The organism is Mesorhizobium sp. M1338 (assembly GCF_040318045.1).
In the GTDB taxonomy this organism is placed as follows: Bacteria; Pseudomonadota; Alphaproteobacteria; order Rhizobiales; family Rhizobiaceae; genus Mesorhizobium.
The window spans coordinates 126,938-149,528 of sequence record NZ_JAMYLL010000006.1 but is presented as its reverse complement, the minus strand read 5'-3'; the positions used below and the strand labels follow the sequence as shown (position 1 = coordinate 149,528).

Genomic DNA, 22,591 nt, shown 5'->3' with positions numbered 1-22,591 from the left:
CTAAAATAGGCGATCCCCGGCTATTTTTCCATGCCAAGTTTCAGCGTGTCGCATGGGCCACGAAACGGCCTGTTAGACTATAGTTGCAGGGCAGCTGGGCTTCGCCGTCAAATCGGGCCGCCGTGCTGGACTCGACTTCTTGCCCGTGTATTGTTTCGAGCGAACCGATATGGGAATCGAGGATATCCCCGAACATCGGTCTGTTGATCCGAAAGGGAGGAACTTCATGGATCGTCGTTCATTCATTCGCAAGGCCGGTGTCACCGGCGTCGGTGCCGCGGCGGCGGCGGCCACGCTGGCGGCGCCAGCAATCGCTCAGTCCAATCCCAAGGTGACGTGGCGGCTGGCATCGTCCTTCCCGAAGTCGCTCGACACTATCTATGGCGGCGCCGAGGTGTTCTCCAAGATGCTGTCGGAGGCCACCGACGGCAATTTTCAGATCCAGGTCTTCGCCGCCGGCGAACTGGTGCCGGGCCTCCAGGCCGCCGACGCCACCACGGCCGGCACGGTCGAGGCCTGCCACACGGTGGCATATTATTACTGGGGCAAGGACCCGACATGGGCGCTTGGCGCGGCGGTTCCCTTCTCGCTCAACGCACGTGGCATGAATGCCTGGCACTACCATGGCGGCGGTATCGACCTGTTCAACGAGTTTCTCGCCACGCAGGGCCTTTTCGGCCTGCCGGGCGGCAACACCGGTGTGCAGATGGGCGGCTGGTTCCGCAAGGAAATCAACACGGTGGCCGACCTTTCCGGCCTCAAGATGCGTATCGGCGGCTTTGCCGGCAAGGTGGTGCAGAAGCTCGGCGTCGTGCCGCAGCAGATCGCCGGCGGCGATATCTACCCGGCGCTGGAAAAAGGCACTATCGACGCAGCCGAATGGGTCGGCCCCTATGACGACGAGAAGCTCGGCTTCTACAAGGTCGCACCCTACTACTACTATCCCGGCTGGTGGGAAGGCGGCCCGACCGTCCACCTGATGTTCAACAAGGCGAAATACGACGAGCTTTCGCCGACGTACAAGTCGCTGCTGCGCACCGCGGCACAAGCCGCCGATGCCAACATGCTGCAGAAATACGATTATTTGAACCCCGCGGCGGTCAAGCGGCTGGTGGCCGGCGGCGCGAAACTGCGCCCGTTCAGCCAGGAGATCATGGCCGCCTGTTTCGAAAAGGCCAACGAGGTCTATGCCGAAATGGAAGCCTCCAACGCCCCGTTCAAGAAGATCTGGGAATCGATCAAGGGCTTCCGCAAGGAGCACTATCTCTGGGCGCAGGTGGCCGAATACAACTACGACACCTTCATGATGGTCCAGCAACGCAACGGCAAGCTGTAGCCCTATCTTATAGATGGATTGCGCCGGCTAAGGACTGAAAGTCCGCGCCGCCCCTCATCCGCCTGCCGGCACCTTCTCCCCGTATAGAGACGGGGAGAAGAGAAACTGGCACCGGCCGCGGCGCCCTGCAACGCGGATGATTGGCGAAATCGGCGATGAAAGCATCCTTCTCCCCGTCACTATACGGGGAGAAGTGCCCGGCAGGGCGATGAGGGGCGGCGCGGACGCTTGTAACTAACAATCTGGGGCGGTAGCCACTCAGCTCCGGCCTGGCACCACCAGCACCTTTACCTCGCCGGGCGCCGGTGGATTGGCAATCACCGCGGCCGCGTCCTCGAGGGCCACCTGCCTGGAGATCAGCCTGTCGATCTCGATGGCACCCGATGCGATGAGTTCGGCGGCGCGGCGATGGGTGTACGGATTGAGGAAGGAACCGAGCACCCTCAGTTCCCGGAACAAAAGGTCGAAGGGCTCGAATTCCGCTTTCATGCCTTGCGGCGTCACGCCGACGATGACGACGGTGCCGCCGGCGCGGGCCAGCCGCATCGATTGCTCGACGGTCTCTCGCACGCCCGCGCATTCGAACACCACGTCGGCTCCGCCCGGCACCATGCCCGCCGGTCCGGCGATGGCTTCGATGACATCGGCGGCGGTCGGATCGACCGTCGCCGTGGCACCGAGTTCCTCGGCGAGCGCGCGCCGCGAGGCTTGCCTGGTCGACAGAATGACGGTGGTGGCGCCTGCCTGTCTTGCCAGTTGCACGGTGAGCAGGCCGATCACGCCGCCGCCCAGAACGACCACCGAGCTGCCCGGTTTGATCCCGGCAAGGTCCACGCCATGCAGACAACAACCGAGCGGCTCGCAGAATGCACCGTGCATCGGATCCAGGCCCACAGGCAGGACAAAAGCCTGCTTCTGCGGCAAGGCAAGGTATTCGGCAAAGCCGCCGTCGCGATGGATGCCGATGGCTTGCAGATTGCTGCAGAGGTTGACCCGTCCGGCATGACAATGCGCGCAACGCCCGCAGGCGATGTTGGGGTCGCCGGTGACACGATCGCCAATGGCAAAGCCGGATACGGATGTTCCGATCGCCTCGACGATGCCGGAGAATTCGTGGCCGGGAGTCACCGGCGGCGTGCAAGGAAATTCGCCGTGAAACAGATGCCGGTCTGTACCGCAGACGCCACAGGCTTCGACACGCACCAGAAGCTCGTCCGGCCCGATATCAGGCTTGTCGACTTCGCGCAGCGCGATGCTGCCCACCGCTTCCAGCCGAACCGCCTTCATGATCTTGCTCATGCCGGGTTCAGTTGAAGCTTGGCGGCTGCGACAGATCCGGCTGCGGTGCTGCCGGTTGGGCCGGCGCCGGTTCGCCGAAGTTCGGCGGCTGCGACAGATCATCGGGCGCGGCGGGAGCGGCTGGTGCCGTGCCGCCCGCAGATGGTGTGCCGAGCGGCGACAGGCCGGGTGCCTCCGGCACCTTGTAATCGATCGTGCCCGGATCGACGGTCGTTCCCTTGTAGTGCATCACCATTTGCGGGAAGGCGATGGTCAGCCCGATCATGATCACCTGAATACAGACGAAGGGCACCGCGCCCCAATAGATCTGTCCGGTGGTCACGGGTGCGATCTGTTTGCCGGTCAGGCGGTCGAGATAGGGCACGCGGGCGGCCACCGAACGCAGGTAGAACAGCGCGAAGCCGAAGGGCGGGTGCATGAAGCTGGTCTGCATGTTGACGCCCAGAAGCACGCCGAACCAGATCAGGTCGATGCCGAGCTTGTCGGCGGCCGGCGCCAGCAGCGGCACGATGATGAAGGCGAGCTCGAAGAAGTCGAGGAAGAAGGCGAGGAAGAAGACGAGCAGGTTGACGCCGATCAGGAAGCCGACTTCGCCGCCCGGCAGCGAGGTCAGCAGGTGTTCGACCCAGATGTGGCCGTTGACGCCGTAGAAGGTCAGCGAGAACACCCGCGCGCCGATCAGGATGAACAGCACGAAGGACGACAGCCGCGTCGTCGAGGTCAGCGCCTGCTTGACCACGTCAAGCGACAGCCGGCCCTTTGCCGCCGCCATGATCAAGGCGCCGACGGAGCCCATGGCGCCGCCCTCGGTCGGGGTGGCGATGCCGAGGAAGATGGTGCCCAGAACCAGGAAGATCAGCGCCAGCGGCGGGATCAGCACGATGATCACCTGTTGCGCGAGCCTGGACATCATGTTGAAGTTCAAGCCTTTGTCGGCAATGGCCACGACGTAGATGAAGAACACGCCGGCAGTGGCGCCCAGAATGTCGGCATTGTCGCCATGGGCCGGCGCGAGATAGCGATACGCCGCGTAGGAAACCGCTGATGTGACCGCCAGCGCCACCAGCAAGGACATCACGCCATGGCCGAGCTTGCGGGCCTCGAGCGGCAGCGCCGGCATCGAGTTCGGCCGGATGATCGACATGATCAGGATGTAGAGCATGTAGAGGCCCGTGAGTACGAGGCCCGGGATCAGCGCGCCCGCATACATGTCGCCGACCGAACGGCCGAGCTGGTCGGCGAGTACGATCAGCACCAGCGATGGCGGGATGATCTGGGCGAGCGTGCCCGACGCCGCGATGACGCCGGCCGCCACGCGCCGGTCATAGCCGTAACGCAGCATGATCGGCAGCGAGATCAGGCCCATGGCAATGACGGATGCCGCCACCACGCCGGTGGTCGCCGCCAACAGCGCGCCGACGAAGATCACCGCATAGGCGAGGCCACCGCGGATCGGCCCGAACAGCTGGCCTATCGTGTCGAGCAGATCTTCGGCCATGCCCGATCGTTCAAGCACGATGCCCATGAAGGTGAAGAACGGAATGGCCAGCAGCGTGTCGTTCGACATCACCCGGCTGCCGTAGAAATTATCCGGCAGTGCGTGCAGAAGCGGCCAGGCGAGATTGATCGATCCACCGGAATAGGGCGAGAGGAGCACGCCGATGAAGAAGAACATCAAGCCGTTCGCGGCCAGTGAAAAGGCGACTGGATAGCCGATCAGCATGAACAGGATCAGCGAAGCGAACATGATCGGCGCCATGTTCTGGGCGATGAACTCCATCACGAGCGCACCTCGTCGGCCAGCGCCTTGGCTTCGAGCTCGGCCTGCTCATGCACCGATATGAAGGGATTGGGGTCGTCCATGTCGCCGCGCATGATGGCGATCTTCTTGATGATCTCGGAGATGCCTTGAAGTGCGAGCAGGAAAAAGCCGACCAGCAGGATGGCCTTGGCCGGCCAGATGATCAGCCCGCCGGAGTTGTTGGACATCTCGCCGCTGCGAAACGACAGCGACACATAGGGAACGAAATAGATCACCATCAGCGTCACGAACGGCATCAGGAAGAGGATATGGCCAAGCAGGTCGATCCAGTGCTGCATGCGGCGCGAAAACAGGCCGTAGACGACGTCGATGCGGATATGTTCGTTCTGCTTCAGCGTATAGGCGGCGGCCAGCATGAAGGCGGCGCCGAACAGATACCACTGCAGCTCGAGCCAGGCGTTCGAGGATATGTCGAACACCTTGCGGATGATGGCGTTGGCTGCGCTCACCAGGATCGCCAGCAGGATCAGCCACGAGACCCATTTGCCAATGAACTCATTCGCGCGATCGATGGTCCTGGATAGAGCGAGAAGCCCTGCCATGCATTCCTCCCTGTGTGTCGGAGGCGTGCCGGCTCCCCCTTATTGCCCGTCACGCCGCGTGGTCCAACGGTATGCCGCGCGTGGACTGACGGGTCAACAAGGATAGCGGCGGCAAAATATCATTGCACGGGAGAGCTGGGCGGATACCGGCTCTCTGCCCGCGCGTCATTCAACCAAAGTCTGATGCGGTTCAGCCGATTTTGCCGGTGTCGCGGCCGGCGCCGATCAGCACCAGGATCGCGACCAGGAACAGATACATCCACGCATCGCGCCATTCGACCGGGAAATAGCCGGCCCACAGCGATTCGGCCATGCCGAAAGCGGCCGCGCCGAGCGCCGCCCGCGGCGGCGAGAGATAGCCGCCGACCGCCGTCACGAACAGGATCTTCAGCCCGTAGACGAGGCCGGAGCCGAAGCTGACATTGCCGTAATAGAGGCCGGCCATGACGCCGGCCAGCGCGGCGCAGAAACCGCCGAACAGCACAGCATGCCGTAACACCGCGCGCACGTCGACGCCGCACATCGCGGCTGCCTTGGGATCGTCGGAGACGGCGCGCCACTGCCGGCCGAAGCTCGAACGGGCAAACGTCCAGCTGGCCAGCGCGATTGCCGCCAGTACCAGCGCGCAGTCGATGAGCTGGATAAGCGTCAGCGTCGCCTTGAAGGTCGCGCCCTGCGCGAAAATGACAGGCTGTGCCAGCATCGGCGGCAGCCACAGATCGTGCGTGTCGGCCGCAATGCGGCTCGCCTCGGACAACAGCAGCAGGATGCCGAGCGTCGTCACCACGATCGCGTTGGGTGTACGGTCGGCCAATGGTTCGAAGACGCTGCGCGACAGCACGTGGCTGAGCAGCGCGGCATAGAGGAAAGCCGCGACGACGCCGAGCGCCACCGCCGCAAGCAGTGTCAGCCAAAGCACCTGATAGCCGAAGGCCGCGGTGAGGATCATCGTTTGTCCGCAAAAGGCGAACAGCGCGCCATAGGCGAGGTTGGTGCGATGCAGGATGCCGTTGGTCAGCACATAGCCGAAGGCGAGCAGCGCATAGAGCGCGCCCGAATGCAGTCCGCTCAGGACCTGCTGGAAGAAGTAGAGCATGCAAGAACCTCGGAACATGTCGCCCAAAAAAGCGAAGTGGTTTTGTGACGACGACATGCTCAAAAGGCTGCGGAGACCGCATCCTGCGGTAAGGTTTGCATCGTCGAATCTAACTTGTCAAATGCGATTTATCGGTTAGATTTCCGATATGACGGTATCCTGGACCCCGCACCGCTTCACCGGCGGCCTGCTTGCGCTCGACACGGCCAACACCGTCGTGCTGCGCGGCGATCCGCGGAGGTCTTTCGACCGCTTCGACGATCCAGCCGAGATTGCCCGCTTCGCCGATGCGGCGAGCCGCTTTCGCGCAGCCGAGCTTGGCGGCAGACCGCTGGCGGCACCGTCACCGGCGACGATTGCACCCGTCGTGCTATCGATCCGCGAGGCGACAGACCGGCTGTTTCGTGGCGCGGTGTCGAAGGGTTCTATTACAGCCTCCGATTTGCCGGGCTTCCTCAAAGCCTGCTCCGATGGCCTGGACGGTAGCCGGACCGAGATCGGTGCGCCGGGAAGGCCGTTCGGCGATCCGGTGACGCCGATCGCCTTCGAGACGGCGCTGGCGGTTTCGGCGCTCTCGCTGCTGTGCGACGACACCGCCGCAAGGCTCAGAATTTGTCCCAACTGCACCTGGCTGTTCGTCGACAGAAGCCGCAATTCCAGCCGCCTTTGGTGCGACATGGCGGTGTGCGGCAACAGGCAGAAGGCTAGGCGTCACTATCGTCGCCGCCGCATGGCGGAAAATGAGGTCAAGAATGCCTAGGGGTCTTTCCCGTTCGATCGTCGTCGGTGCGGCACTCATTGCCGCCGTTGCGCTCGGCGCCTGCCGTGACACCGGCCGCGATACCGGTGAAGACGAAGGCAAGCTGTTCGAGATTTCCGGCAAGATATTCGTCTTCAATTACCGCCTCGCCAGGGCGACCTATGTCGTGACGCTGCGGCCGCTGAAGCCGATGGGAGAAGGCCAGGTAGCGATCGCCAACTTCCAGGATCCCGCCGGCGGCGCGCCATTGGTGGTCGAGCAGAAGGTGTGGCCGAAGCTCGACAAGGTGACGCTGGAGAGCCCGGCACTGACCTGCGTCGTCAAGAACAAGCCCTATGCGATCTCCATCAGCATCAAGGGAGCCGACGGTGCGGTCCTGCAGGAGATCGACACCACGCTGATGTCGACGGAAGACCAGTCGATCCTGCCCGACCGGCCGCTGGTCATCGACCAACTCTATACGGCCAATCCCGATCTCGCCGGCCATCCCGACGGCAAGCTGCCGGGCGAGCCGAAGCCGGATTGCTCGAAGGGCACCTGACGCGTCGCTGCCAGCCCGGCTACAGCGCCGTGCAATGCCCGCGGCGATGGTCGCCGACTGTTCGTCGTGCGTTGCCCGGCACCTGCGATTTTGTTTGACCTGCCTTGCAAGGGAAGAAAGGATGCGTCATCCGACCCCGACGTTGGCTGCCTGCCCCCGCGCGGCCTCCGCAGAGGAAATTCCTGATGACGCTGCATGACGTCGCGCTCGACGATAAGTTCGACCTCGCAAAGGAGCGCATCTTCCTGTCGGGCGCGCAGGCGGTCATCCGCATGCTCCTGATGCAGCGCGAGCGTGACCGCCGCGCCGGCTTGAACACGGCCGGTTTCGTCTCCGGCTATCGCGGCTCGCCGCTCGGCGGCCTCGACATGCAGCTGTGGAAGGCCAAGAAACAGCTCGCTCAGGCCGACATCGTCTTCCAGCCAGGCCTCAACGAGGAGCTGGCCGCCACCGCTTGCTGGGGCGCGCAGCAGACGGAGCTGCTGGGCGAGGGCACCCATGACGGCGTCTTTTCGGTCTGGTACGGCAAGGGGCCGGGCGTCGATCGCTCCGGCGATGTGTTCCGCCATGCCAATCTCGCCGGCTCGTCCAAGCATGGCGGCGTGCTCGCCCTGATGGGCGACGATCATATGGCCGAATCCTCGACGAACGCGCATGCCACCGAATTCCTGTTCGTCGACACCATGGTGCCGATCCTCAACCCGGCCGGTGTCCAGGAGGTCATCGATTACGGGCTCTACGGCTTTGCCATGTCGCGCTTTGCCGGCACCTGGGCGGCGATCAAATGCGTCAAGGACAACATCGAATCGACGGCCTCGGTCGATGCCTCGCTCGAGCGGTTGAACATCGTCGTGCCGGATTTCGACATGCCGCCCGGCGGTCTCAACATCCGCCACGAGATCGATATGCTCGGCCAGGAGGAGCGGCTGCATGAGCATAAGCGCGCCGCGGCTTCCGCCTTTATCCATGCCAACGGGCTGAACCGCATCGTCTATTCGGGCGGCCGCAACCCCAAGATCGGCATCATCACGCTGGGCAAGAGCTATCTCGACGTCCGCCAGGCGCTGGAGGACATCGGCATCGACGAGGCGGCCGCCAACCGCATCGGCGTGCGGCTGTTCAAGGTCGGCTGCCCCTGGCCGCTCGACTTGCATCACATCGCCGACTTCGCCCGCGGCCTCGACACCATCGTCGTCGTCGAGGAGAAACGCTCGCTGATCGAGGTGCAGCTGCGCGAGAGCCTTTACGGCACCGCCACGCAGCCGGTCATTGTCGGCAAGAAGGACGAGCGCGGCGACTGGCTATTCCCGGCCAAGGGCGCGCTCGACCCCAACGAGATCGCCATCGCGCTTGGCGAGAGGATCATCAGGACCATCGGTCCGTCCGAGGAGATTTCGGCACGGGTGGCCAAGCTGCGTCAGTTCCAGGCAATGCTCGCCGACGCCACCGACATCGGCTCGCGCACGCCGTTCTTCTGTTCCGGCTGCCCGCACAATTCGTCGACCAAGGTGCCGGACGGCTCGATTGCCGGGGCCGGCATTGGTTGCCATTTCATGGCGCTGTGGATGGACCGCAACACCGTCGGGTTCACGGCCATGGGCGGCGAGGGCGCGCAATGGGTCGGCCAGGCGCCGTTCTCGAAGCGTGGCCACATCTTCCAGAATCTCGGCGACGGCACCTACAACCATTCCGGCACGCTGGCGATCCGCTTCGCGCTGTCGACCGACGCCAACATCACCTACAAGATCCTCTACAACGACGCCGTCGCCATGACCGGCGGCCAGCCGCACGAAGGCGGTCTGACCGTCGATATGATCGCCAGGCAGGTGCGGGCCGAGGGCGTCGATCGCATCGCCATCGTCACCGACGAACCCGACAAATATGCCGGTAAGGCCGAATTCCCGGCCGGCGCCACCATCCATCACCGCGACGATCTCGATCTCGTCCAGCGCGAACTGCGGGACGTCAAGGGCGTATCGGTCTTGCTCTACGACCAGACCTGCGCCGCCGAAAAACGCCGCCGCCGCAAGCGCGGCACCTTTCCCGATCCCGACAAGCGCGTCTTCATCAACGAACTTGTCTGCGAAGGCTGCGGCGATTGCGGCGTGCAGTCGAACTGCGTCTCGATCCAGCCGGTCGAGACCGAATTCGGCCGCAAGCGCAGGATCGACCAGTCGAGCTGCAACAAGGACTTCTCCTGCGTCAACGGCTTCTGCCCGTCCTTCGTCACCGTGCATGGTGCCAAGATTCGCAAGGCCGAAGGCCTTGCCGGCAAGGCCAACCCGCTCGACGGCGTGCCGACGCCCGCCGAATTCCCGCTGGGCGAGCAAGGCTGGGCAGCGATCATCGATGGCGTCGGCGGCACCGGTGTCGTCACTGTCGGTGCCGTGCTCGGCATGGCCGCCCATCTCGAGGACAAGGGTTGCGGCATGATCGACATGGCCGGTCTTGCCCAGAAGGGCGGTTCGGTGTTCACCCATGTCCGTATCGCCCGTACTCCGGACGACATCCATGCCATCCGCGTTTCGGCGGGAAAGGCCGATCTCGTGCTTGGCTGCGATCTCGTCGTGTCGGGCGCCAAGAAGGTGCTGACCGCGGTGCGCGAGGGCCATACCATCTTCCTCGCCAACACCGCCGAGATCATGCCCGGCGAATTTGCCCGTTCGGCCGATTTCTCGTTGCCGACAGAGCGCCTGAAGAAGGCGATCCGCACCGCTGCCGGGGACGACAAGGCGCATTTCTTCGACGCCACCCGCACCGCCACGGCACTGTTCGGCAACTCGCTCGGCGCCAACATGTTCATGCTCGGTTTTGCCTTCCAGCATGGCGGCTTGCCGCTCTCAGCCGAAGCCGTCGAGAAGGCGATCGAGCTCAATGGCGAAGCCGTGGCGATGAACATCGCCGCCTTCCGCTGGGGCCGTCGGGCCGCCCACCAGCCGGACTTCGTGCGCGGCCTTGTCGCCCAGCCGGGCCCAACCGTCGCTGGAAAGACCGGCCAGGCCGCCGATGTCGCCGAGACCCTGGACGACATCATTGCCCGTCGCGTGGCATTCCTGACCGCCTATCAGAACGGCGCCTATGGCAGGCGTTATGCCGAAAGACTGGCCCTATTGCGCGCCGCAGAAGCGAAGGCCGTGCCCGGTTCGACCGCGGTGTCGGAAGCCGCCGCCAGGAACCTGTTCAAGCTGATGGCGATCAAGGACGAGTACGAGGTGGCGCGGCTCTATACCGACGGCTCGTTCGCCGCCGAATTGGGCAAGCAGTTCCAGAGCTACGACAAACTCGAATTCCACCTTGCGCCGCCGATCATGGGCCGCCGCGGCAATGACGGCAAACCGAGGAAATCGAGCTTCGGCCCCTGGATGATGAAGGGATTTCGCCTGCTGGCGGCGATGAAGGGCCTGCGCGGCACCGCCTTCGACCCGTTCGGCTACACCGCCGAGCGGCGCATGGAGCGGCAGCTCCTGGCACAGTACGAGGCGGATCTGGAGCTAATCGCCGGGGCGCTGGCGCCGGCCAGGGTCGATGCGGCGGTTGCCCTTGCCTCGGTGCCCAGCCTCATTCGCGGCTATGGACACGTACGGCAGGCCAGCGCCGAAAAGGCAGCCGGCGAGCGCTCCCGGTTGCTCCAGCGCCTCGCAAACGCACCGGCGGGGGCGGCACTTCAGGCCGCCGAGTGAAGGCCTTGTTTACCTGAAGCTTGATTTTCCGGTCTGTCCTGCTTTTGCGCTCCTTCGGCAACCGGGCCAAAGCCACTGTTCTAAGCCTTTCTTAAGGCGGATGTGGGATGACGAGGCCTAGCGTTGGGCCGACGATATGGGCAGAACAAAGACCGAAAACATCCCGGCGGATGTTTATATCCAGTTTGTGCGGTCGTTGTTCGACAACGCTCACATGCTGGTGATTGGCGGCGTGTGCTACTGGATCCTCGGATTCATGATCTACTTGCGCACGCACAATTCATTGTTCCTGGCTTTCTCTTTTAGTCTGCTGTCCATCAGCCTTTTCCGCTACTTCGGCATTCGCGACTTCCGGAAGGCGGGCGGTGTAATAGCCAATGTCCAAGAGGCGCGGCGGTGGGAGCGCAATTATATCCTCAAGGGCAGCCTGCAGGGCCTCGGCCTGGGCGCGCTGTGCTTCATATCGATCTATGTCTATCCCGATCCCTTTGCCGAACTGGCCGCGACGTCGCTGGCCATCGCAACCTTGGTGACGGTTGTTGGCCGGAACTACGGATCTCCGCTCATGGTGCGGATTTTTTCCGTGACCTTCATTGGTCCGGCAGCACTTGCACTCTTGCTGCGCATGGATATCCCCTCGGTCGTTCTGGGGCTGATGATCATCCCGTTGACGTTTATCACGATCAACAGCGCCGACCACGTCCGCGACGTGCTTTTCTCGGCGGTCATCGGCCACAAGGAAGCAAAGAAGCTCGCGCACAGGTTCGATCGCGCCCTCAACACCATGTCACACGGCCTGGTCATGCTCGGCCCCAACGGCCGCGTGGCGGTAGCCAATGCCGAAGCCGCCCATCTGATGTCGCTCAAGTCCGGGGATGCGCTGCTTGGGCGGTCCATCCACGGTCTTTTGATGCGCGGCGTCGCCGCCGGCATGTTGGCACCGAAGGATTGCCGCTACATCGAGGCCCAATTGACGCGCGCGCTGCGCGAGGGCCGCGACCGCAAGGTGCTGGTTTCCCTCGCCAACGGCCAGCACTATGAATTCTCGGCTCGCGAAGGCAGCCAGGAGCTGGGCGTCATCACCTTCGAGGACGTGACGGCGCGCGTCGAGGCGGAAGACAAGATCCGCTTCATGGCGCGTTACGACAATCTTACCGGCCTGCCCAACCGTGCCTATTTCCACGAGTTGATCGGCGAGGCCATGGCGTCCGGCGATCGCGACCGGCTCTGCGGCCTGGCGGTACTCGACCTCGACGATTTCAAGAGCGTCAACGACACGCTCGGCCATCCGATCGGCGACGGCTTGATCTACGCCGTTGCCGAGCGGCTTGCCGCCATTGCCGGGCAAGGCATAACGGTCAGTCGTTTCGGCGGCGACGAGTTCATGATCTTCTTCGACCGCGTCGAGGATGAGAGCCATCTGACCAGCCAGCTCGACGAGATTTTCGCCGGCCTGCAAGGAGAAGTCGACGTCGCCGGTCACGGCCTGCGGGTCCAGGCCAGCGGCGGCGCCGTGCTGTCGCGGGTGAAGGATACCGATGTCGACGCCATGATCGTCAAGGCGGACCTGGCGCTCTACAAGGCCAAGGAGCTCGGCAAGAACGGCTGGCGGCTGTTCGAGGCGGCAATGGACGCCGCGTTCCGCAACCGTCAGCTGATGAAGGCGGATCTGCGCAGCGCGGTGGAAAGCAAGGAATTGCGGGTAGTCTACCAGCCGATCGTGGCAATGAACACGATGCGCATCGCCGGTTGCGAGGCGCTGTGCCGCTGGGACCATCCCGATCTCGGGCCGATCTCGCCCAGCATCTTCATTCCGCTGGCCGAGGAAATGGGCATCATTTCCGAGATCAGCACCTTCGTGCTGCAGGCAGCCTGTACCGAATGCGCCAACTGGCCCGACCAGACCAGCGTCTCGGTCAATCTCTCCGCCAAGGATTTCCGCAGCCGCGATGTCATCCAGAAGGTTCGCGACGCGCTGGCGAGTTCCGGTCTCGCCGCTGGCCGGCTGGAAATCGAGGTCACCGAAACGGCGCTGCTCGACGACAAGTCGCTGACACGCCAGTACATCGAGGAATTGAAGCAGATTGGCGTGCGCATCGCGCTCGACGATTTCGGCACGGGCTATTCGAGCCTGAGCTATCTGCATAAGCTGCCGCTCGACAAGATCAAAATCGACCGCTCGTTCCTGATGGACGTTACCCAGAACCCGCGTTCATTGGAACTGCTCAAGGGCATCGTCAACCTGTCGCGGCCGCTGGGACTTTCCGTGACCGTCGAAGGCGTCGAGACCTTCGAACAACTCAAGATCCTGGCCTCGCAGGTCAAACCCGATCTCGTGCAGGGCTTCCTGTTCGGTGCCGCGCTCAGTGCGTCGGGTATCGAGACGATGTCGAATGTCACTTGGCCCTTCGCCGCTGACCTGCGTCTCATCGGCAAGCGGACAGCCATTTAGCGCCGTGACCGACAGCTCAAGCGTTGGCTTAGCTCACGCACCTTTATTGACGGGGTGCGATGCCTTGGAGGCAATGATCCAAATCCTTTTCGGGGCGTAATCCCCACTAAGACGTTCTCAAAGGGGCGGGTCCGGCTGTTAAGGTTAACAGAAGGTAAATCAACAACATCCAAATTTCAGCTTGTGTCTCACTTCCACTCGAATAGCTTGTCCGTAGGCGGAATTTCGAGGACAGATGATGGATGCTGCAAGGGGTGCAAGGAATGCGCCGGGCGCGATCAGCGCGGCCGGGGATTCGGTGCTGAACCGATCGATCATGCAACAGCTGGAGCATGTCGATTATCGCCTCATTACCGGAGGCGAGGATCTGGAGGCGATTTACCGGCTTCGCTATAAATCCTACCTGCGCTCAGGCATGTGCGGCCCAATCGCCAGCGGAATGTTCGAGGACCGTTGGGACGATCTGCCCAATTCCTACCGGTTCGGTGTCTATTGCTATGGCGAATTGGTCAGCACGATCCGCTTCCATTACATTTCCAGCGAGCACCCGCATTCGCCCTCCGTCGATGCCTATCCGGAAGTGCTGATCGAGCGACTTGCCCGCGGAGAAACCTTCATAGACGGAACCCGCTTCGCAACCGATCCCGACAGTGCACCGGCGCCCGGAGTGTTGCCTTTCCTGACACTCAGGCTTGCCATGGTGGCCTCGCGCTACTTTGGCCAGAACTCGGTCCTTACGCCGGTCAAGATCGAGCATTCCAATTTTTATTCCCGTTACTTCAATGCCGTGCAGAGAACCGAGGGAAAAGTATTTCCGGGCGTTCTTGCCCCGATCGCTCTGTTCGAAATCCCCGCCGGCGAGAATATGCGACTGACGCTCGAACGGTTCCCATTCTTCAGGTCGACGTCGACGGAACAGCGGCTGATGTTTGCCAATCCGGCCATCAACGGACTGACACCCCTGTCCATCGTGCCGACAGCGAAATATTATCGCGACGCCGCCTGAGGCTTCCGATTTTTGCGGAGCGTCTGGAGCTTTCCAGCCGGACAGGCGTTCTGATGATGGCGCGTTTTGACGCTCGGCATCTGCATTTCGACGGATCTCCCAGAAGGAACCCGACATGACCATTTCCACGCTTGCGCTCACCCCGCTCATCTCGCTGATCGCCGGCGTGCTGATCCTCGTCATGCCAAGGCTATTGAACTACATCGTCGCGCTCTATCTGATTGTCGTCGGACTGCTCGGGCTTTTCCCGCACCTTGCCGGCTGACAGCGCCACTTGAGGCAGCGCAACCGTCTGCCTCGACCCCCTTTCTGAGCATCTTCGCATCAGGCGCCCGAATCCGGGGTCGGGCTCCGGCGTCATGTCGGCACCGGCTTCAAATTTCCGTTGAGGCAGTTGTCGCTGCGATGCGGCAATAGCGCCATTGCTCTCGGCCCGGCTTTTCGCTATGTGCCTGAAAGATGTCTTCGAAGGGGTATTCCTATGGCTGATCACTCGCCGACCGGTCCTGTCGAACTGGGCGCGAAGATGGACTATGCCGAGCATGACCGCACCTATGCGGGCTTCCTCATGCTGGCCAAATACGGATCACTTTTCTGCGGAGCCCTGCTCCTGGCGATGGCCTTCGGCTTCTTCGCGGGCGGCTTCTTCTCGGCGACCATCCTGTTCGTGCTGATTATGGCCGCCGGCGCCTTTATCCTCCGATAGATTTTCCGACACCTTGTCCACGCCGCCGCCGCGAGGCCGGCCGGCATCTTGCGGGAACGAGCTTCCCGCCGAAAGGATCACGCGGTGGGACAGACGGTATTCATCCCTCGTGAACTCGATGCCAACGAGCCGCGCGTCGCAGCCTCGCCCGATACGGTGAAACGGCTGGCGGCGCTGGGCTTCGAAATCGTCGTCGAGACCGGTGCCGGCACCCGGTCGCGCATCCCCGACGAGGAATTCGCCAAGGCCGGTGCCGCCGTCGGCAAGGTTTCGGATGTCGCCAAGGCCGATGTCGTGCTGAAGGTGCGTCGACCGACGGATGCCGAGCTGAAGAGCTACAAGCCGGGCACAGCGGTCATCGCAATCATGGATCCCTATGGCAACGACGCCGCCGTGGCAGCCCTGGCCAAGGCCGGCGTCACTGCTTTCTCGATGGAATTCATGCCGCGTATCACCCGGGCGCAGTCGATGGATGTTCTGTCCTCGCAGGCCAACCTGGCTGGCTACCAGGCGGTCATCGACGGCGCTTCGGAATATGACCGGGCGCTGCCGATGATGATGACCGCGGCCGGCACGGTGCCGGCGGCAAAGGTCTTCGTCATGGGCGTCGGTGTTGCCGGCCTGCAGGCGATCGCCACCGCGCGTCGGCTTGGCGCGGTCGTCACCGCCACCGACGTTCGCCCCGCCGCCAAGGAACAGGTCGCCTCGCTTGGCGCGAAGTTCCTCGCGGTCGAGGACGAGGAGTTCAAGGCTGCCGAGACGGCCGGTGGCTACGCCAAGGAAATGTCGAAGGAATACCAGGCCAAGCAGGCGGCCCTCACCGCCGAGCATATCGCCAAGCAGGATATCGTCATCACCACGGCGCTGATCCCCGGCCGTCCGGCGCCGAAGCTGGTTTCGGCGGCGATGGTTGCCTCGATGAAGCCGGGCTCGGTGCTCGTCGACCTGGCGCTCGAGCGCGGCGGTAATGTCGAGGGCGCCGTGTCAGGCCAGGTCGTCACCACGGCCAACAACGTCAAGATCGTCGGCCATCTCAATGTGCCCGGCCGCATCGCGGCGTCGGCATCGCTGCTTTACGCCAGGAACCTGTTCGCCTTCCTCGAGACGCTGGTCGACAAGGCGACCAAGACGCTTGCCATCAATCGAGACGACGACCTGGTCAAGGCGACGATGCTGACCGATGGCGGCAAGGTGGTTCATCCGGCCTTCGCCAAGGCCGACCAGCAGCCGCCAAAGGGCCAATATGTCGAGCCGGCGGCAATTACGGCCAAGACCATGGTCGCCGACGCTTCGGCCAAACCGAAGAAGGCCGCTCCCAAGAAGGCAGCCGCGTCCAAGTCGCCTTCGTCGAAGTCGAAAGGCATTGCGTGATGGATCAGACCCTGCAGAAAGCCCTCGATCAGCTCGACCAGGCCTCCGCCGCCGTTCGGCTGGCGGTGCACAATATGGCGACCGCGCCTGGTGGCGCCGAGGCGGCGGGTGATGCCGCGCACGCTTTGTCCGGCGGCGCCATCGATCCCTTCGTCTTCCGATTCGCCATTTTCGTGCTGGCGATCTTCGTCGGCTATTATGTCGTCTGGTCGGTGACCCCCGCTTTGCACACGCCGCTGATGGCCGTCACCAACGCCATCTCCTCGGTCATCGTCGTCGGCGCATTGCTTGCCGTCGGCATCGCGGCCTCCGGCATCGCCGCGGGCTTCGGCTTCGTCGCCTTGATGCTGGTTTCGGTCAACATCTTCGGCGGCTTCCTCGTCACCCAGCGCATGCTGGCCATGTACAAGAAGAAGGACAAGTAGAGCGCCATGAACGCCAACTTCGCGTCCTTCCTCTACCTTGTTTCCGGCGTCCTGTTCATCATGGCGCTACGCGGGCTGTCGCACCCGACCACCAGCCGCCAGGGCAACCTCTACGGCATGATCGGCATGGGCATTGCCATCGCCACCACGCTGGCGCTGGCGACCCCTTCGGCCGGACGCTTCGGCCTGATCGTGCTCGGTCTTGCCCTTGGCGGCGGTGTCGGCGCCGTCACCGCGCGCCGCATCGCCATGACCTCGATGCCGCAGCTTGTCGCCGCCTTCCACTCGCTCGTCGGCCTTGCCGCCGTGATGGTGGCGGCTGCGGCGATCTATGCGCCTGAGAGTTTCGGTATCGGCACGGTCGCCGACATCCACGCCCAGGCGCTGATTGAGATGAGCCTCGGCGTCGCCATCGGCGCCATCACCTTCACCGGCTCGGTCATCGCCTTCCTCAAGCTCGATGGCCGCATGTCGGGCAAGCCGATCATGATCGGCGGCCGCCACTTCATCAACGCAGCGCTTGGCGTGGCACTCATCGTGCTGATCGTGCTCCTGGTCACCACCGAGTCGAAGCTGGTGTTCTGGCTGATCGTCGTGGCCTCGCTCGTCCTGGGGGTCCTTCTCATCATCCCGATCGGCGGCGCCGACATGCCGGTCGTCGTCTCGATGCTGAACTCCTATTCCGGCTGGGCGGCGGCGGCCCTCGGCTTCACGCTCGGCAATCTGGCGCTGATCATCACCGGCGCGCTGGTCGGCTCGTCCGGCGCGATCCTGTCCTACATCATGTGCAAGGGCATGAACCGAAGCTTCATCTCCGTCATCCTTGGCGGCTTCGGCGGCGAGACGGCAGCCGCGGCCGACGACGGCCTCGAGCGCACGGTCAAGCAGGGGTCGGCCGACGACGCCGCCTACCTGATGATGAACGCGCAGAAGGTCATTATCGTGCCGGGCTACGGCATGGCGGTCGCCCAGGCCCAGCACGCGCTGCGCGAAATGGCCGACAAGCTCAAGGCCAATGGCGTCGACGTGAAGTACGCCATTCATCCGGTCGCCGGCCGCATGCCTGGCCACATGAACGTGCTGCTCGCCGAAGCCAATGTGCCCTACGACGAAGTGTTCGAGCTCGAGGACATCAACTCCGAATTCGCGCAGGCGGACGTCGCCTATGTCATCGGCGCCAACGACGTCACCAACCCTTCGGCCCGTGACGACAAGTCGTCGCCGATCTACGGCATGCCGATCCTCGACGTCGACAAGGCCCGTACCTGCCTGTTCGTCAAGCGCTCGCTCGGCTCCGGCTACGCCGGCATCGACAACACGCTGTTCTACAAGGACGGCACGATGATGCTGCTCGGCGATGCCAAGAAAATGACCGAAGAGATCGTCAAAGCGATGGATCACTGATCGGGAATCAGCACCGAGACACGCCAAGGAACGCCCGGCTCGCGCCGGGCTTTTTCTTGGCTTGACGGCGATTTCCAGGCTACGATGACGAAATCCCGTCTCGCTGACGGGATTGTCGTCAACGGAGACGTTGGTGCCCGACCCCATCGCATCGCCGCCCACCGGGAAAGCGCCGCGCAAGCCCAGTCAGGCGGTGGTGATCGTGCATGGCATGGGCGAACAGCGGCCGATGGATACGCTGCGCGGCTTTGTCCAGGCTGTCTGGAGCCACGATCCCGCCCGCGCGCCGTTCTATGCCCATGTCGCCGATCCGGCCGACCCCGCCGGCGCGAAGATCAACCGGAGCTGGATCACACCCGACAGCCGGACCAATTCATACGAACTTCGCCGCATCACCACGCCCTACGACGTCGATGGCCGCCGTACCGATTTCTACGAGCTTTACTGGGCCGACATCACGCAGGGCACGACGCGGGGCCGGCTTGCCGCCTGGGTGACGAATCTGCTGTGGCGCAAGCCCACCGACATTCCGCGCGACGCCCGCAAGCTCTATCTCGTCACGCTTCTTGCCGTCATCGTCGTCCTGTGCGCGGCGCTCGCGCTCGCGACGTCGGTTTGGCAGCAGTATATCTCCTTGGCCGCCGGCCTGCTCGTCACCATCCTGGCCTCATTCATCATCTGGGCGGTGGACCGGTTTGGTCTTCCCTATTTCGGCGATGTCGCTGCCTATGTGCGCGCGGAAGCGGCGACGGTCGAGAAGCGGGCGCTGATCCGCGACCGCGGCCTGAGGCTGCTGAAAGGGCTGATGATGGACGATGCCTACGACCGGATCGTGCTGGTGTCGCACAGCCTTGGATCGATGATCGCCTACGATCTGTTGCAGATATTATGGGCCGATTTCAGACCCCGAAAACTGGAGGCCATCCGCGACAAGACGAAACTGAAGGCCATCCACGCCATCGACAAGGCCACGCTTATTGCCGACGGTTCGGCATGGCCTGACAGGCTGGACGACCTCGCCGGCTTCCGGCGCGACCAATGGGAGCTCTACCGACAACTGCGCACTGGCGATGCCGACCATCCGTTGCCATGGAAGATCAGCGATTTCATCACGCTAGGCAGTCCGCTGACCCATAGCGAGTTTCTGGTGACGCATGATCTCGCCGAATTCAGGCGCGGTATCGCCGAGCGGCTGTTCTCGGCATGCCCGCCGATCGCTGACACGGCAGCCGGCGGGATCGTGCCTTATCAGGAAGGGCGCAGCCGTTCAGGCAAACCACAGCGGGCGGCGCATCATGGCGCGGTGTTCGCCGCGACGCGCTGGACTAACATCTTCGACCACGGCAATGGCTGGCTGACAGGTGACCCGATCTCCGGCCCGATGACGGAAAATTTCGGCCCGGGCGTGGAGAATATCCAGGTCGAGCTGCGCGGCTCCCGCGGCCGCATCTTCACCCACACGCTCTATTGGTCGTTGGCGGCGACCGGTGTCGAGGTCACCGCGCCGGCCGGCGTTGCGCCGCGCTCGCATCTGGAGGTGTTGCGCGACGCTATCGACCTCGGCCGCAAGCTGGAGCCGAGCTAGGCGGCTCCGGCGGCGAGCCCGCAAGCGTAGAAGCGGATCGGGGCTCAGATATCCAGGTTGGCGACCGACAGCGCGTTGTCCTGGATGAATTCGCGCCTCGGTTCGACTTCATCGCCCATCAGCCGCGAGAACAGACTGTCCGCATCCGTCGCGTCGTTGACCTTGACCTGCAGCAGCGAGCGCACGTTCGGATCGAGCGTGGTTTCCCACAGCTGTTCGGCGTTCATCTCGCCGAGACCCTTGTAGCGCTGCATGGTCAGGCCCTTGCGGCCGGTCGCAAAGACGGCGTTGAGCAACGCCAGCGGCCCCGAGATGGTTTCGGAGACATCCTTGCGGCGCAGCACCGGCGGCGACCCGTAGACGTCGCTAAGACGTTGTGCGTAGCGGTCGAGCTGGCGTGCATCGGCCGAGTTGATCAGCGCCAGATCGAGATGCGCGTATTCCTTGACGCTGCGCACCGTGCGCTCGAACACATAGCCGCCGACGCCTTCGTTCGAGGTCGACATACGGCCGGTCCAGCCGCGCTCGGTGTCCTCGGCGATGATGTCGAGGCGTTTTGCGACCCGGTCGGCCATGGCGTTGGCGCGGCCAAGATCGGTGAAGACGTCCGGGTTGAGCCCGCCGGCGATCGCCGCCTGTTCGACCACGCCTCTGTTGTAGCGTGTGTGCAGGCCGTTGATCAGCTGACGCACGGCCAGCGCGTCGTCGATGGCGCCGCGCAAATCCTGCCCGGCACGAACCTCGCCCGATCCGAGCGAAAGCGATGCTTCTTCCAGCCCCGAGCCGATCAGGAATTCCTCGAAGGCGCTCTCGTCCTTGATGTATTGCGAACTCTTGCCGCGCGTCACTTTGTAGAGCGGCGGCTGGGCGATATAGAGATGGCCGCGCTCGATCAGCTCCGGCATCTGCCGGAAGAAGAAGGTGAGCAGCAAGGTGCGGATGTGGGCGCCGTCGACGTCGGCGTCGGTCATCAGGATGATCTTGTGGTAGCGCAGCTTGTCGGCGTTGAATTCATCCTTGCCGATCGAGGTGCCGAGCGCGGTGATCAGCGTGCCGATCATGTCGGAGCCGAGCATGCGGTCGAAGCGCGCCCGTTCGACATTGAGGATCTTGCCGCGCAACGGCAGGATCGCCTGGTTCTGGCGCGACCGGCCACCCTTGGCCGAGCCGCCGGCGGAATCACCCTCGACGATGAAGATTTCGGATTTCGCCGGGTCGCGTTCCTGGCAGTCGGCCAGCTTGCCGGGCAGCGAGGTGACGCCGAGCGAGCTCTTGCGGGTGATGTCGCGTGCCTTGCGCGCCGCTTCACGCGCCGCCGCCGCCTGGATCACCTTGTCGACGACCACCTTGCCCTCTGCAGGGTGCTCCTCCAGCCAGGTGCCGAGCGCTTCGTTGACCAAGCCTTCGACGACGGGGCGGACTTCCGACGAAACCAGCTTGTCCTTGGTCTGCGAGGAGAACTTCGGATCGGGAACCTTGACCGAAAGCACCGCCGTCAGGCCTTCGCGGCAGTCATCGCCGATCAGCGAGACTTTTTCCTTCTTGGTCAGGCCCGAGGATTCGCCATAGCCGGTGATCTGGCGCGTCAGTGCGCCGCGGAAGCCGGCCAGATGGGTGCCGCCGTCGCGTTGTGGGATGTTGTTGGTGAAGGCCAGCACGTTCTCGTGGTAGCTGTCGTTCCACCACATCGCCACTTCGACGGTTATCCCGTCGCGCTCGGCCTTGATAGCGATCGGCTTGTCGATCAGCGGCTTCTTGACCCGGTCGAGATATTTGACGAATTCTTCCAGCCCGCCATCATAGTGCAGTTCATGGCGCACGACGTCGGCGTGACGGGCATCGGTCAGGACGATGCGCACGCCGGAATTGAGGAAAGCAAGCTCACGCAGCCGGTGTTCCAGCGTCCCGAAGTCGAATTCGACCATGGTGAAGGTCTCGGTCGACGGGAAGAAGGTGATCTCGCTGCCGCTGCGCCCTTCATAGGTGCCCGGCTGCTTGTCCTGTTTATAGCTGCCTGTCGCCTTCAGCGGCGCGTCGGCATTGCCATGCGTGAAGCTCATTTCGAAGATCTGGCCGTTACGGCGGATTTTCAGTTTCAACCAGGCCGAAAGCGCATTGACCACCGAGACGCCGACGCCATGCAGGCCGCCCGAGACCTTGTAGGAATTCTGGTCGAACTTGCCGCCGGCATGCAGCTGAGTCATGATCACTTCAGCCGCCGAAATGCCTTCTCCGGTGTGGATATCGGTCGGAATGCCGCGCCCATTGTCGATCACGGTGACCGAACCGTCGGGGTTCAGCGTCACGGTGACGAGGTCGGCGTGACCGGCCAGCGCCTCGTCGATCGCATTGTCGACCACCTCATAGACCATGTGATGCAGGCCAGAACCGTCGTCGGTGTCGCCGATATACATGCCGGGGCGTTTGCGCACGGCATCCAACCCCTTCAAAACCTTGATGGAATCGGCGCCGTATTCGGCTTCAGCGCCGTTGATGTTGTCGATCTGATCGCTCATGAAAACCTGTTGTCTGGATGCCGCTCGCACGGCGCGAAAAATCGGCCCCG

General features: G+C 63.3%; 17 protein-coding genes. 12 read left to right on the top strand and 5 right to left on the bottom strand.

All coding sequences use genetic code 11. The features are described from left to right. Positions 1-226: 226 nt before the first annotated feature. On the top strand, positions 227-1,336 hold the full coding sequence (locus NKH19_RS08730; protein WP_126067370.1) for a TRAP transporter substrate-binding protein: 1,110 nt from the start codon (positions 227-229) through the stop codon (positions 1,334-1,336). A gap of 258 nt (positions 1,337-1,594) precedes the next feature. Here NKH19_RS08730 and NKH19_RS08725 read toward each other — a convergent pair whose 3' ends face one another. From NKH19_RS08725 to NKH19_RS08710, 4 genes are all read right to left on the bottom strand, one after another. Further along, positions 1,595-2,623, bottom strand: coding sequence for a zinc-dependent alcohol dehydrogenase family protein (locus NKH19_RS08725; protein ID WP_352869389.1), 1,029 nt, complete (start codon positions 2,621-2,623; stop codon positions 1,595-1,597). A 19-nt stretch (positions 2,624-2,642) separates the two neighbouring features. Beyond that, positions 2,643-4,415 carry a TRAP transporter large permease gene (locus tag NKH19_RS08720; RefSeq protein ID WP_352869388.1) on the bottom strand — a complete coding sequence of 591 codons (1,773 nt, stop codon included), beginning with the start codon at positions 4,413-4,415 and terminating at the stop codon, positions 2,643-2,645. Further along, a complete protein-coding gene (locus NKH19_RS08715; protein ID WP_352869223.1) occupies positions 4,415-4,999 on the bottom strand; it encodes a TRAP transporter small permease subunit in 585 nt (194 codons plus the stop codon). Before NKH19_RS08715 ends, NKH19_RS08720 begins: the two co-directional genes overlap by 1 nt. A 190-nt stretch (positions 5,000-5,189) precedes the next feature. Next, the gene (locus tag NKH19_RS08710) at positions 5,190-6,095 is read right to left on the bottom strand and encodes a branched-chain amino acid ABC transporter permease (protein ID WP_352869220.1); all 906 of its coding nucleotides are present in this window, start codon (positions 6,093-6,095) and stop codon (positions 5,190-5,192) included. A gap of 148 nt (positions 6,096-6,243) precedes the next feature. On the opposite strand from NKH19_RS08710, the gene NKH19_RS08705 reads away from it, so the two are divergent. From NKH19_RS08705 to NKH19_RS08655, 11 genes are all read left to right on the top strand, one after another. Then, positions 6,244-6,855 carry a CGNR zinc finger domain-containing protein gene (locus NKH19_RS08705; RefSeq protein ID WP_352869218.1) on the top strand — a complete coding sequence of 204 codons (612 nt, stop codon included), beginning with the start codon at positions 6,244-6,246 and terminating at the stop codon, positions 6,853-6,855. Further along, positions 6,848-7,396, top strand: coding sequence for a hypothetical protein (locus tag NKH19_RS08700; protein ID WP_352869216.1), 549 nt, complete (start codon positions 6,848-6,850; stop codon positions 7,394-7,396). Before NKH19_RS08705 ends, NKH19_RS08700 begins: the two co-directional genes overlap by 8 nt. 185 nt (positions 7,397-7,581) lie before the next feature. Further along, positions 7,582-11,076, top strand: coding sequence for an indolepyruvate ferredoxin oxidoreductase family protein (locus tag NKH19_RS08695; protein ID WP_352869213.1), 3,495 nt, complete (start codon positions 7,582-7,584; stop codon positions 11,074-11,076). A 136-nt stretch (positions 11,077-11,212) separates the two neighbouring features. Further along, on the top strand, positions 11,213-13,528 hold the full coding sequence (locus NKH19_RS08690; protein WP_352869210.1) for a putative bifunctional diguanylate cyclase/phosphodiesterase: 2,316 nt from the start codon (positions 11,213-11,215) through the stop codon (positions 13,526-13,528). Positions 13,529-13,763: 235 nt separating this feature from the next. Continuing rightward, positions 13,764-14,534: an N-acyl amino acid synthase FeeM domain-containing protein gene (locus NKH19_RS08685; protein ID WP_352869208.1), complete on the top strand. Its 771-nt coding sequence runs from the start codon at positions 13,764-13,766 to the stop codon at positions 14,532-14,534. A gap of 115 nt (positions 14,535-14,649) precedes the next feature. Then, positions 14,650-14,799 carry a DUF3096 domain-containing protein gene (locus NKH19_RS08680; RefSeq protein WP_013528205.1) on the top strand — a complete coding sequence of 50 codons (150 nt, stop codon included), beginning with the start codon at positions 14,650-14,652 and terminating at the stop codon, positions 14,797-14,799. A gap of 216 nt (positions 14,800-15,015) precedes the next feature. Continuing rightward, entirely contained in the window at positions 15,016-15,240 is a 225-nt protein-coding gene (locus NKH19_RS08675; RefSeq protein WP_352869205.1) for an aa3-type cytochrome c oxidase subunit IV, read from the top strand. An 84-nt stretch (positions 15,241-15,324) separates the two neighbouring features. Next, a complete protein-coding gene (locus NKH19_RS08670) occupies positions 15,325-16,611 on the top strand; it encodes a Re/Si-specific NAD(P)(+) transhydrogenase subunit alpha (RefSeq protein ID WP_352869203.1) in 1,287 nt (428 codons plus the stop codon). Then, entirely contained in the window at positions 16,611-17,036 is a 426-nt protein-coding gene (locus tag NKH19_RS08665; protein WP_502910889.1) for a proton-translocating transhydrogenase family protein, read from the top strand. Before NKH19_RS08670 ends, NKH19_RS08665 begins: the two co-directional genes overlap by 1 nt. Before the next feature lie 6 nt (positions 17,037-17,042). Further along, a complete protein-coding gene (locus NKH19_RS08660; protein WP_352869199.1) occupies positions 17,043-18,440 on the top strand; it encodes an NAD(P)(+) transhydrogenase (Re/Si-specific) subunit beta in 1,398 nt (465 codons plus the stop codon). A gap of 133 nt (positions 18,441-18,573) precedes the next feature. Next, the gene (locus NKH19_RS08655) at positions 18,574-20,025 is read left to right on the top strand and encodes a hypothetical protein (RefSeq protein WP_352869196.1); all 1,452 of its coding nucleotides are present in this window, start codon (positions 18,574-18,576) and stop codon (positions 20,023-20,025) included. Positions 20,026-20,069: 44 nt separating this feature from the next. Here NKH19_RS08655 and gyrB read toward each other — a convergent pair whose 3' ends face one another. Beyond that, complete coding sequence (gyrB, locus tag NKH19_RS08650; protein WP_352869195.1) at positions 20,070-22,541, bottom strand: DNA topoisomerase (ATP-hydrolyzing) subunit B; 2,472 nt, start codon at positions 22,539-22,541, stop codon at positions 20,070-20,072. Positions 22,542-22,591 lie beyond the last annotated feature (50 nt).